The sequence below is a fragment of the Geomicrobium sp. JCM 19037 genome, from assembly GCF_000698105.1.
GTDB lineage: Bacteria > Bacillota > Bacilli > Bacillales > Marinococcaceae > Geomicrobium_A.
On sequence record NZ_BAWZ01000014.1, the window covers coordinates 16,755 to 29,484 of the forward strand.

At 44.6% G+C, this 12,730-nt stretch carries 12 protein-coding genes and 2 pseudogenes; 8 read left to right on the top strand and 6 right to left on the bottom strand.

The annotated features are described in order from the left end of the window. From hpaB to JCM19037_RS09715, 3 genes and pseudogenes are all read left to right on the top strand, one after another. Positions 1-1,465, top strand: a pseudogene (hpaB, locus tag JCM19037_RS25060) (4-hydroxyphenylacetate 3-monooxygenase, oxygenase component). A 12-nt stretch (positions 1,466-1,477) separates the two neighbouring features. Further along, complete coding sequence (gene hpaD, locus JCM19037_RS09710; protein WP_042400430.1) at positions 1,478-2,452, top strand: 3,4-dihydroxyphenylacetate 2,3-dioxygenase; 975 nt, start codon at positions 1,478-1,480, stop codon at positions 2,450-2,452. 12 nt (positions 2,453-2,464) lie between these two features. Then, positions 2,465-2,926, top strand: a complete 462-nt coding sequence (locus JCM19037_RS09715) for a flavin reductase family protein (protein WP_042400433.1) — start codon at positions 2,465-2,467, stop codon at positions 2,924-2,926. Positions 2,927-3,234: 308 nt separating this feature from the next. On the opposite strand, the gene JCM19037_RS30015 is transcribed toward JCM19037_RS09715, so the two are convergent. Then, a complete protein-coding gene (locus JCM19037_RS30015) occupies positions 3,235-3,375 on the bottom strand; it encodes a hypothetical protein (RefSeq protein ID WP_193744719.1) in 141 nt (46 codons plus the stop codon). A 668-nt stretch (positions 3,376-4,043) separates the two neighbouring features. Then, complete coding sequence (locus JCM19037_RS25715) at positions 4,044-4,499, bottom strand: hypothetical protein (protein WP_042400435.1); 456 nt, start codon at positions 4,497-4,499, stop codon at positions 4,044-4,046. 319 nt (positions 4,500-4,818) lie between these two features. Between JCM19037_RS25715 and JCM19037_RS09725 the strand changes: the two genes are divergently transcribed. The 4 genes from JCM19037_RS09725 (at position 4,819) to JCM19037_RS09740 (ending at position 6,940) form a co-directional block, all read left to right on the top strand. Next, complete coding sequence (locus JCM19037_RS09725) at positions 4,819-5,169, top strand: amino acid permease (RefSeq protein WP_042400439.1); 351 nt, start codon at positions 4,819-4,821, stop codon at positions 5,167-5,169. A gap of 29 nt (positions 5,170-5,198) precedes the next feature. Next, on the top strand, positions 5,199-5,411 hold the full coding sequence (locus JCM19037_RS09730; RefSeq protein ID WP_152549016.1) for a hypothetical protein: 213 nt from the start codon (positions 5,199-5,201) through the stop codon (positions 5,409-5,411). A gap of 85 nt (positions 5,412-5,496) precedes the next feature. Beyond that, positions 5,497-6,141, top strand: a complete 645-nt coding sequence (locus JCM19037_RS09735) for an APC family permease (RefSeq protein ID WP_081829199.1) — start codon at positions 5,497-5,499, stop codon at positions 6,139-6,141. After that, positions 6,128-6,940 carry a creatininase family protein gene (locus JCM19037_RS09740; protein WP_042400448.1) on the top strand — a complete coding sequence of 271 codons (813 nt, stop codon included), beginning with the start codon at positions 6,128-6,130 and terminating at the stop codon, positions 6,938-6,940. The genes JCM19037_RS09735 and JCM19037_RS09740 overlap by 14 nt, the downstream gene beginning before the upstream one ends. 136 nt (positions 6,941-7,076) lie before the next feature. On the opposite strand, the gene JCM19037_RS09745 is transcribed toward JCM19037_RS09740, so the two are convergent. From JCM19037_RS09745 to JCM19037_RS30020, 4 genes and pseudogenes are all read right to left on the bottom strand, one after another. Beyond that, positions 7,077-7,772, bottom strand: coding sequence for a response regulator transcription factor (locus JCM19037_RS09745; protein WP_042400451.1), 696 nt, complete (start codon positions 7,770-7,772; stop codon positions 7,077-7,079). Between the two features lie 9 nt (positions 7,773-7,781). Then, a complete protein-coding gene (locus JCM19037_RS09750; RefSeq protein ID WP_042400454.1) occupies positions 7,782-9,221 on the bottom strand; it encodes a cell wall metabolism sensor histidine kinase WalK in 1,440 nt (479 codons plus the stop codon). Between the two features lie 28 nt (positions 9,222-9,249). Further along, positions 9,250-11,481, bottom strand: coding sequence for an MMPL family transporter (locus JCM19037_RS09755; RefSeq protein ID WP_042400457.1), 2,232 nt, complete (start codon positions 11,479-11,481; stop codon positions 9,250-9,252). A 780-nt stretch (positions 11,482-12,261) separates the two neighbouring features. Next, a pseudogene (locus JCM19037_RS30020) lies at positions 12,262-12,357 on the bottom strand (hypothetical protein); the annotation flags it as partial. Positions 12,358-12,363: 6 nt separating this feature from the next. Here JCM19037_RS30020 and JCM19037_RS09760 point away from each other — a divergent pair. After that, on the top strand, positions 12,364-12,636 hold the full coding sequence (locus JCM19037_RS09760) for a hypothetical protein (RefSeq protein ID WP_042400460.1): 273 nt from the start codon (positions 12,364-12,366) through the stop codon (positions 12,634-12,636). Positions 12,637-12,730: the final 94 nt, after the last annotated feature.

The window sequence follows — 12,730 nt, forward strand, 5'->3', positions numbered from 1 at the left end:
ATGCCCGCAAAAACAGGTATGCAATATAAACAACGGTTAAAAAACGCCAAAAACAATGTATTTATCCACGGCGAACGCGTCGATGATCCGACGAGCCACCGAGCGACGAAAAACGTCGTCAACTCGATGGCGAAACTTTATGATTTGCAATACGAAAAGCCAGATCGAATGCTGTACACGTCACCGACGTCTGGCAAGCCGGTCGGCATGAGCTTTCTGCGCCCAGAATCTGTGGATGACATCATCAAGCGCAGAACAGCGATTCAAGAATGGGCAAAGTTATCCGGCGGCATGATGGGGCGCTCACCAGACTATTTAAACGCTGAAGTGATGGCAATGGCGTTGCCAATGACTTGTTCGCTGAAGACGATCCGATGTATGCGGAAAACGCCCGCAACTACTATGAATACGCACGGGAAAGTGACATGAGCTTAACGCATACACTCATCCACCTCAAGTGAACCGTGCAAAAGCGCAACACGAGCAAAAAGACGCCAACATGGCGCTACACCTCGTCGAAAAGAAGTCTGATGGCATTATCGTTGACGGTGTGCGCCTGCTCGCCACCCAAGGCGGTGTGACTGATGAAATTCTCGTGTTTCCCTCAACTGTCAAACCTGCCGGTGAACGGGATGACCCGTATTCACTTGCATTTGTGACCCCGAACAACACGGAGGGACTTTCCTTTGTGATGCGCGAGTCGTTCGACTATGGCAAATCGACGTACGATCACCCCCTAGGCAGCCGCTATGAAGAAGGAGATGCAATCGTTCACTTTGACAACGTCTTTATCCCGTGGGAGCGCGTATTTGTGTGCGGCAACTCTTCCATTTGCAATCGAACGTTTCGGGATACGAATGCGGTCGTCCACATGTCGCACCAGGTGGTCGCTAAAAACGTGATCAAAACTGAATTCTTACTCGGAACGGTGTTGCAAATTATGGATGCGATCGGAATTGACGGATTCCAACATGTGAAGGACAAGGGAACAGAGGTGATGTTGACGTTGGAGTCGATGAAGTCCCACTTGTACCGCGCCGAGCACGGGGCGAAGAAAGATCGATGGGGAACGATGACTCCTGATTTTGATTCGTTAAATGCTGCGCGCAACTGGTACCTCGTGTGTACCCGCGCATGGTGGAAATTCTGCGGATTCTCGGACCTCTGGGCTGATGGGTATTCCTACAGAGGCGGATTTTGAGCACAGTGACCTCGGTCCGATCGTGAACCGGGCGATGCAGTCGAAGAACTTGGAAGGATACGAGCGGGTACAGCTGTTCCGTTTAGCTTGGGATATGACGCTCAGCGCATTTGGCAGCCGGCAAATGCACTATGAATACTACTTCTTTGGGGACCTGTGAAGATGGGAATGAGCTATTTTGATGCCTTCGATAAAGAGCCGTACAAGGCGTATGTAAATGATTTTCTGAAACAGACGACAGCTGTGAAGCCGAACTTATCGTAGAGGAGGGCTAGTATGGAAATTATTCGCGCCGGTCGAGCCGTTCTTCAAGTGAGCGATCTTGATCGATCTCTCGCATTTTATGAAGCACTGGGATTTGTCGTCACAGAACGCGTCGATGAGCAGTTGTTTTTGCGGGGGTTGGAGGAGCACAATCACCATAGCCTTTGTTTGAAAAAAGCATCTGAAGCGGTTGTTGAAACGATCAGTTATAAAGTGATGCATAACGAAGACTTGGAGCGGCTGGCAACGCTTTTCCAAGAGATGAATTTGCCGGTTCGCTGGTTGGATAATGGCGAGCAGCATGCCATTGGCCGCTGCCTGCGTGTATCCGATCCGAGTGGGTTAACGGTTGAGTTTTACCGGGATATGCCCCAAGCTGAGCGGTTGTTGCAACGGTTCGAGCTCCATCGCGGGGCAAAAGTACAACGAATTGATCACTTTAATTGCATGGTCGACGACGTAGAAGCTGCCCATCAGTTTTACACCGAGCAGCTCGGGTTTCGTTGCTCAGAATATACGGCGACCGAAGAAGAAAAGATTTGGGCAAGTTGGTTGCACCGGAAACCGAGTGTGCATGACGTCGCCTTTATGAACAGTGCGGGCCCGCGCCTGCACCACGTCGGTTTTTGGCTCAAAGATCCGATGAGCCTCATCGATGCATGTGACGTTCTTGCCGCCATGAATTACGGTCCGAACATCGAACGAGGGCCTGGCAGACACGGGCTATCAAACGCCTTCTTCCTCTATTTGCGTGACCCGGACGGTCATCGTATCGAGCTGTATAACGGCGATTATTTAACGAGTGACCCAGACTTTAAGCCAGTGCGGTGGGACTTGAACGACCCGAAACGAGCCACATTTTGGGGCCATGAAGCCCCGGACAGCTGGTTCGAAGAAGCCTCATCTTTTTTAGATGTTCATGGTACATCCATTGTGCCGACACGAGAGCCGAAACTCGAAAAGAAGAAACCAACCTTTATCATTTAGGAGGAGATTGCCGTGGATGATCAGCTGTTCAGAACGGCCATGAGCAAATTCGCAACCGGAGTCACCGTCATTGTCGCCGAGCAAGACGGCAAGCCCCACGGCATGACCGCCAATGCCTTCATGAGTGTGTCGCTCGACCCTAAACTCATTCTAATCTCTGTTGACGAGCGCGCCCGAATGCTACCAATCATTGAAGCGTCACAGAAATTCACCGTCAACGTGTTGCGACAAGAACAAAAGCAGATGAGCATGCGCTTTGCCGGGCAGATCCCATCAGAGGAGCCATTCACCTTTGATCGCTTTGAAGGCGAACCCGTCATCCAGCAAAGCCTCGTCTCCTTAGTATGTAACGTGCACAACACCTATGTTGAAGGCGACCACACGCTGTTCATTGGGAACGTCACGAACCTGCGTATCGAAAATGGTAACCCGCTCGCCTTTTATGAAGGGGGATACCGAACAGTTCAAGCATAGAAGCGGTGGGGTTGTCCGGAGTGTGTACAGTTTTTCAGAGTGTGCGTCTGATATAGGAAACGTGCACTTCGCTCCTCCCTCCATTGCACAGGTTAACCTACGGGCAATCTACCCCACTCTCCGACCAAAACATGGTTAGTTTTTTCTACTTGTCGTCTTGCGGTAAACCGTTCATTTTAACTTCGGCACCTCCGGTGATGACATGTTGCGCTTTTAACCATTTCTAAAGACCTCAACCACATTAAGTTGAGGGCTATGAGGTTGAAACTCGATGATCGTTTGTTTCAGCTGGGCTTGCTGTTCCGTCGTTAACCTTGTTGGTTTTCCCGGCAGAGGTTACATCGCCAAGCCGCCATTCCCTCGTCCTCATAGGTTTGGATATAGGAGTTGATCGTCTTTACATGCCGTTTTAAAAGGGTTGAGATTTCGTTGACAGATGTTCCCTCCAAATAGAGTCGAATGGTTTAATAGCGCTCATACATCCAACGACTTTTCTCCGAATTCTTGCTTCAGCCACTTGCAATTCTTCTTGATTGGTTTTCATCCTTCTTCACTGCCCATTTAGGTAAAAGGGTTTTTGGTAGGGGCGGTGGGTGATCTAGATCACCTTTCTCCTAAATTATGTAAAAACAGCCAAGAATCATGCCACGACCTTTGCCATATGGCGAAAAAATGATCTAGATCACCCTGTTTTTGATCTAGATCACCTGTTTTACCAGTTACTGGGAGCGATTTAGGCGATCTAGATCGTTTTACCCTTGATCTAGATCACGATTCTCCTAAATAATCTCAATAATCAACTACTGTCGCACCTCCAGTGCCGAAGAAAAACCGCTCTTTCCTCGGCATGGTTCATGCCGACAGTCGTAGGGTTTTTGGTAGGGGCGGTGAGCGTCTTTTTGTCACCAGTGATGCCCTTATAGTTTAGACTACAAGTATCCGCATGCAGTGGAAATCATCAATAGTGCAATGAAGAAGATGTTAAGTTCATTCTATATAGTTACGCACTATCCCATAAGATCAAAAAATTAGCAGTCTTAACTATGCGTTGAGGAGTCGCTTATTTAATTTTTTCAGTCACTTCTCTTATAAAACAAGATCGTTCCTGCCCTATCGCTTATTGACACGTGAACGATGTGATTTGATTCGTATCTACGCCGAAGAACACCCACGAACGCCCCGTCCATCTGAACCCTGCAACCGATCGCCTGCCGATAAAGATCGGATAGTACCAGAAGTTTTGACCATTCCGTAGCCATAAATAGGTGAAGCGAAACTGGCAAAACGAGATGGCACCAGAATCAATCGCAAATGGCGTGGCTTGTGCTTGTGTAGGAACAAAAGAAGGCGGTGGTCCACTCGGAGGCTGCCCACTTCCACCGGGCGATGGACCTGGCTGCCATCCTCCTGGTGGACCTCCTCCACCGGGTGGCGGACCTGGCTGCCATCCTCCTGGTGGGCCTCCTCCACCAGGCGGCGGACCTGGTTGCCATCCTCCACCGGGTGGACCTCCCCCTCCGGGGAGTCCAGGGAGCGGAAATGGAATGGATATGATTCGTTGTTGATTGTACATGTTACCACCTCACTCATTTTATTCGATCATTGTATGGGCGGGCGCTTGTTTGTGTTCTTGCAGGCTGGATATTGAGCATTTATTATTTTTATATATTGAATACCAATTTCTTCAAATAACAAAAATTCGGTCTAAAATGTTGCGGTATAATCTCAATTAACTAACTATTCACTCTACATAAAGTATGAAAATTCTATATTTTTGATTGCTTTACTGATTGATAATTCAGTATACTAGTAAACAAAAATAGCGAGGTGAAGTTATTGGCTGCAAGTGCGTCACAACCAAAATTAGCACGCAGTTTAGGATTTGTGGATTTATGGAGCATCGGGATTGGGGCGCTGATCGGCGGGGGATCTTCACAGTCATTGGTCCGGCAGTGGCAGAGGCGGGACCAGCACTGTTTGTCGCGTTTCTAGTAGCCGGAGGAATTGCGCTTCTTTCGAGTATGAGCTATGCGGAGTTGGCTTCCATTTGGCCGTATGAGGGGGCTTCGTATGCGTACGCAAAATATGCATTACGTCCGATTTCTAAGGATTTGTCGCAACTCACCGCGCTCATGTGCGCTGGATTATACTTTTTATCTTTCGCTTTCGCTGCTGGTGCGGTTAACTTAAGTTTTGCTGGGTATTTTACTTATCTCTTCCTAATTTATCACCCATCGTTGTAGCACCGATTGTTTCTATTCTAATTACGATTTTGCTTCTAATCGGAATGAAAGTGGCGGGGAAGATTAATACATTTTTCTCACTCGTACAAGTAGTTGCCTTGTTTGCCATTGCCATTATTGCCATTGCACATATGCCGTTCGGACCATTCACTTATCCTGAATTCATGCCGAATGGCTGGTCAGGCATCTTTGCGGCAGCGGCACTTATTGCGTTTGGCAGATGCAAGTGGAAGCCGTGTTAACGCTCGGGGAAGAAGCTAAAAATCCGCGAAGGAACTTGCCGCTTGCCCAAATCTCAGCGCTAGTAACGGTTGTAATCTTTATACGATTACCGGCTACGGGGCGGTGGCAGTGGCAGACCCCGCTGATTTAGCAGCGTCTAGTGCACCGCTATCGTTTGCCATTGAGAATGTTCTCCCGATTGGCGGAACGATTCTCATTACAATTGCAGCATTAACGGCTACCGGCACATCGACGATCGGCTGTATTCTTGGCTCTTCGCGGATGTTGTTCGCTGCTGCAAGAGAGAATGCTGTGCCAAAAGTTTTTGGGCGCGTGAATCAAAAAACGCAACTTCCGGCAAACGCGATCTTGTTTACAGGAATTCTGGCGTTACTCACGACACTATTAAGTGTATTCGGCTTTTCAGCAGCGATTGGGATTGCCGTAGGTGCGGCGGTATTTGCGAATTGGCTCATGATGGCACTCATTAACGTGCTCGTTATCGTTGTTCGCATTCGACAGCCCGAGCTCCAGCGACAATTCCGTTTTCCACTCAACATTAAAAACATACCCGTGCTAGCCATTGTCGCTACGGTGGGCGCAATCGGCATTTTGTTTTATGTTGACACCATCCCACTATTAATCGGCATTTCTTGGGTTGTACTCATTGTACTGTGGTACTACTTGTATTCAAAAAAGAGATGGCAATTCCATGATTCCGAGGAGGAAGAAAAACATGAGCACATCTAAATGGCTTCAAGATCAAAAATGGAAAGACGTCGAGAATTATTTAACGGAGCGACAAGACATCATTATTCCTGTCGGGAGTGTGGAACAACATGCACATCACCTTCCAATGGGCACTGATTCATACGTTTCAATTGCGGTTGCAGAGAGTGTCGCTGAAAAAACAGGCACACTCATTGCCCCACCTGTCTGGGTCGGGTGGGCACCGCATCATATGGCATTTCCGGGAACGATTACACTGCGCCCGGAAACACTTACTGCGCTGTTAACCGATATCGCCAATAGCCTAATCTATCATGGCTTTAAACGGATCCATATTATTAACGGTCACCGTGAGGCAAATTTACCACCGATTAAAACGGCAGCCACGAAAGTGAGAAATCATACAGGGGCATACATTTCAGTCATTGACCCCTTTTATATTGCGAAAGAAATTGCCGTAGAAATCCGTCAATCGGAGCCAGGAGGTGTGGGCCATGCTGCTGAAATGGAAACGTCGCACATGTACTATTTACATCCTGAGCTGTGCGACCCAGAAGCGGCATCAAAAAACATTCATCAATCTCACCGTTACCTGAATCACGATCCATTCGTGGAGACGGATAAAGTGTTTGTGCCGAGTGACATTCATACGTACCGGGAAACGGCGAAAGGGATTGGTGTCGTTGGCGACCCTACTGTTTCTACGAAAGAAAACGGCAAGGTCTATCATGACCGGCTTGTTGCAAGCGTATCGGAGTTCATCGACTATTGTCATGGCGAGGTTGACGTCTCGATTCGAAATCGAGAGTTGCCTCTATAAGTGAAAAAGCGTGCTTACGATGGCACGCTTTTTTATTTGATCAAGAACTTACATAAAGCTGTGTTCAAAAAGGGAAGATGTTACGTTAATTGCAACTTGCTCCCAGTGATCCACGAATTAAAGACGAGAATGGCATTTATTTATCATTATTAAACCGATACCCAACCCCCCATATGGTTTCAATTTTTGTGAAAGGTTGATCATTTACCATTAATTTATCTCTTAACTTCTTGATGTGGACGGTTACTGTTGAAACGTCACCAAAAGCTTCAGACCCCCATATGCGTTCGTACAAATGATCTTTTGAGAATACTTGCCCAGGGTGATGCACGAAAAGTAATAAAAGTGCGTATTCTTTGGCTCGCAGCTCAACACTAACATCATCTACATATACACGTCTTGCTTGACAATTAACGACTAAACGTCCGAATTGATAAATTTCTGACGGAACAGCTTGATGATTTGTCAGTCGTTCATAGCGGTTAATATGTGCGTTCACACGTGCAATAAGGTGATTAGGGTTAAAGGGTTTCAGAAGATAATCATCTGCACCTAGCCCAAGTCCTTTAATTACATCGATGTCTTCCTTTTTAGCGGTCACCATGAGAATGGGTGTATCTTTTGTTTCTCGTATCCGTTCACAAATTGTAAAACCATCCATATCTGGTAGCATTACATCTAGAATAATTAGGTTGAATGTACTTGAAAGAGCAAGCGAGAGACCTTCAGAGCCTGAATGTACCACCGTTACTTTGTATTGATGAAATTCCAAATAGTCTCTCTCAAGATTTGCAATGCTTTTGTCATCTTCAATTACGAGTATTTCTTTCACAGCTTCCCCTCACTTCACAGATGGAATGCAAAACTGCACTCTAGTACCTTCACCTTTCCTACTATTCATGGTTATCTTTCCATTATGCGCATTAACAATTTGCCGAACAATTGCTAAACCAATACCACTTCCACCTGTCTGCTGATCTCTCGAAGAGTCTGCTCGGTACAACCGATCAAATGCTTTTGTAACTTCGTACTCTGTCATCCCCCGTCCATTATCTTCAATATCAATCTGTACCTCATTCTCAATTTTCTTAATGTGAATGTGGATTGTCTGATCCGTTTTGTCCATATATTTTATACTGTTATTCAGGAGGTTTTCAAACACTCTAAAAAGTTGCATGCGATCCGCCCATATCTGCACATCTCCATGCGAACATTCATTTAACAACGTCCAAGTTATCTCTTCATACTCCAACTTAAAGCCTTCAAAAATATCTTGGATGTAGTGATTCACATGAACCTTCTCAAACTGAAACGGAACTTGTTCTAACTCTAGCTGGGAATAGAGAGACAACTCATCTATAAGGTGATTGAGGTGTTTAGATTTGTTATAGATTACTCGCGCATAATCTTCTTGTCGATCTTTCGTTACCATGACGCCGTCTAACATTCCTTGAGCGTGACCCATTATAGACGTTATAGGCGTTTTCAAATCGTGTGACAGGTTGCTTAATAATTCTTTGCGATTTTGTTCATACTTCATTTGCTCATGCATCGATCGTTTTAGAGAATGCCTCATTTTTTCAAAGGAAGTACCGAGCTGACCAATTTCATCTTTACGATGTAATGTTATAGGGTGATTATAATTTCCACTTTCAATGTTCTTTGCGGATTGAGCTAGCGTTTTCAAAGGTACACTAAAGTGTCGTGACATAAAGATTGTCAAGGTAATACTAATTAGAAGAAACAATCCAATGCTCCCCATAATGATTGTCGGCAAAATCGATTTAAATAAGTTTTGTACTGGGGTGATGTTTAGTGCTAACGTAATTGAGAGATTCTCTTCCTGTGAAGCCAGAAAAATCCAGGCTTGCTCTTCCCCTTCGTAGTAGCCGTTAGAGAGATTCTCTGATTGAAACGACTCATGCAACAAATGACTTTGAAGATCGTGATTCATGATCGTAGAGGCATGAAAACCGTCATTACTCTCAATAAAAATTCCAATTTGACGTTGGGCAAGCCGCTCTTGAGCATGATCCATATAACGAAGTACTTGTTGTTCATCAAGCTCCTTCATGACTTGCAATCCTTCAGCAATAACGACAATATCTTGAAAAATGAATTCTTCGACTGCCTCATTATCATTAAAGTTGTAGAATGATTTTACTTCTTCCAGCTGGTCAAAGAAAATATGAAAAACCAAATGCAGGAAGCCTACAAAAAGCATTATCGGCAGAATGGTAATGATTAGATAAGAGAGTATTAATTTCATTCGAATTGACACTGTTTTATTCCTCTTCTCAATGAGATAATCACCGTCGTTTAAAAGGGAACCACCAATTCCATTTGCCTAGCCAAGTCATCGTCGCTGGAACGATTAATAATCGAATGAGTGTTGCATCAATGAGAATGGCAACCGCCATCCCTAACCCGAGCTGTTGCATAGGCAGTACCCCGGCAAAAGCAAAAGATCCAAAGACAGCGATCATGATTACGGCTGCGCCACTTATTATTGGCGCCGATTTCATAATGCCTATCTCAACACTGTCTCGATTTGACTTTCCTGAGTGGTAAGCTTCTTGGACGCGACTTAACAAAAACACCTCGTAATCAGTACTCAGACTAAACAATAAACCTAACAATAAGATCGGAACAAAATTTTGAATATAACTAAAATCTTCAATTCCGAACAAATTAGAACCCCAACCCCATTGAAAAACCATCACTAAAATTCCGTAGGTGGCCCCTAGTGATAACAGATTCATAGCAATGGCCTTGATTGGAATGACAAGACTTTGAAATGTTACCGTTAGGATAATAAACAAAAAGGCTAATGTTAAGCACAAAACTGGAACTAAACGATCATTTAGCGATGCACTAGTATCCATGCCCTCTGCCGTTTCTCCCCCTACATATACATTCCACTCGCTCGACTGACTGACAAATTCCTCTCGAATACCATCGACAATTTCTCTCGTTTCTTTACTAGAAGCTGAATATTTCGATATCACATCGAAGACGACAACCGTTTGATCTACTGAAAGATAACGATCCAGCATCAACTGCTGATCCGATGTGAGCAATTCAGATGTCTCTTCTAATGTCTGAATGAGCACTTCATTGTCATCCACGCTAAACAACGAAAATATGGATTGAACACTTTCCACATGCTCAACGTTCGACAGCCACTGTTCTGTCTGTTTAATATATTCCAGGTTTTCTGAGCTTCTCACCGTTTCTTTAGGGACTTCCATAACGACATGAATGGGGGAAGTGTACCCTTCACCAAAGCTATGATCTATGTTGACAATCCCTTTTCGAACATCCGAGTTTTCAGGAAGTAACTGTGCATCAGGCGTCGCCACTTTAAGGTCTAAAGCGGGAATCGACAGCACAAGCAAAACAATCGTCGCGGAGATCAGATAAACAACTGGGCGTTTCATTACTTGTCTTACGATAGAAAATGATTTTCTCTTCGTTCGCTTTGAAGGAAAAATAGCTAAGGCAAATACCCTTTTACCTAACAGCGACAGTAACGCGGGTAATAACGTTAATCCAACGAGAAGAAGCAATGTAACAACAACAATAATTCCAATGGCAATGGACCGGACTGCCGCAATTTCTACAAACAATAAAGCCGCCATTGTCCCGATGATTGTTAATCCTGAATATACAATTGAGCTTCCCGAATCTCTCATCGTTTGATTAATGGCTTCATGGAGCTTTTCCCCTGATGTTTGAAGCTCTTCTTGAAATCTCTTTAAAAAGATGAGTGTAAAATCAATTCCTACCCCAATACCAAGCATAAGAGCTGCATCAAGAACAAAAACAGACATCTCCATGTTCAACGATATGAACGTAAGCACTGTTAACGTTCCAACAATTGAGATCGAAGATAAAAACAATGGTATCATGGCTGAAACGGCAGACCGGAACACCACAATTAAGATCATCAAGATGATTGGTAATGCATACAAATGTGCATTCTCCAACCCTTCTTGACTAAGTTCGTTCATCTCACCCCAAAATGCTGGAGTACCAACTAATGCCACGTCAAATCCTTCTTCATCAATGATTGCAGTAAGACGTTCTTGAATATGTGGCACGTATTTTTGAGCAAAACCTTCGTCAATATTTAACTCTACAATACCGATACTTGTATGACCATTCTCCGCAACAAACGACTCCCGAACGCCTTCTTCAAGGTGATTCCAAGTATACACCTGCTCGACAATCGGTTCCTCTAATAAAGCCGTAGTCGTCTGCTCCAACACTTGGCGATACGTATCATCTTCTACCACCCAATCGTCATGGTGAATTGAAATCGTTAACGATGATGCGTCTCTCGTCTCAAACGATTCGGTCACGTAATGATAGGCTTCTTCTGAATCAGATCCTGGCACGGACCACCCACCACCCGTAAGTCGATCTTGCAATTCACTTGAATAAAAAATTCCGAAAATTAATGTTACGATCCAGAAACCTATAATCACCCAATTCCATTTCATCATAACGTTTGATACATATTCCAATAGATTCTTCATTGACGTACCCCCTCTACATGAAAGGATAGCGATGAAAAATTGCATTTCTCTAAACAATTTCTTAACTAATTCTTAAATTAGATAAGTTGAACTAAAGAACTTCTTCAAGAACCAGTGACAAGCTTCGTAAAGTGGAACCTGTGCTCAAGTTAGGGAAAATCGCAGGAAAAGCGGTATTATATTCACATGAACTAGGTAACAGATTACAAGTTCATGTGTACATCCCCCCGCCGACAGCTTGCTCGCTTCTCAATATTGAATCTGCGCTCCAGTTGGTGCAAACTTGGGCGCATGTTTAGCGGAATGAGCGCCAATATCGTTAACATAGGCAAACTTGGGCGCAAAATGGCACCCAGCTCACGCTACCCCTCCAACCCAACAGCGCAAAGCAGGAAAAACTAAAGTTCAACTTATATCGATTAAAGGGGTCAACCGTTACTACAAAAAAAAGAAAACGGATCGATGGAGCAATCCGTTTTCTTCTCATTAATTGATAACCGCCCCACCTTCCCTGAGCTTATCCTGCAGCACCTCTATTGCTATATCACTCGGGGATTGATTTTCATCAAGGGCCACCGATGCCGCAATACCTGCTGCATGCCGGTAGCCATGGCAATGGGTGTGAGGCTACCATGTAGGTGAAACACTCGACGCGGAAAGCTCGTTACTTTTGTGATCTGCAGGGTCACCACCAACAACATTAGCATCTGAATGTGTTTGTTCGACTGCTTTCTTCCTGAATATCTAACAAAACTCAACTTTAGTCATGGTATAATATGCTTAAAATATTTTCACTAAAGAGGAGAAAACAGGGATGCAAGAACATGTGAATACTGAACAACAAGAGGAGCCAGGGTCGCAAGAAGAAAAGAAATATCCTGAATGGGATGGGAAGGTAAAGGGTTTTTATTTTGCGGCAATGCGTTTATTCTTGTCGGGATCTATAAGCGTTTCGTGTATGTAAGTGCTGACGTATCAGATGTTCCTATGAATGCGTATGTCGGTGGAGATGCGTATAATTACATCATTAACGGCACGCACACCATTGCTTACTTTGTGCTCGCTCTCTTGTGCGCACTCGTTGCGAGTACGATTTTGATTTCTAATCATTTGTATGCCTTAAAGGATGCGATTCAGGAAGGGAAAAATGGGTAAGCGTACAAGTCTATCAATGATCGTGACCACAGCATAATAAATCGATTACAATCCATAATGTTAACAGGATTTAGATTTCCCAAAAAACACAGAT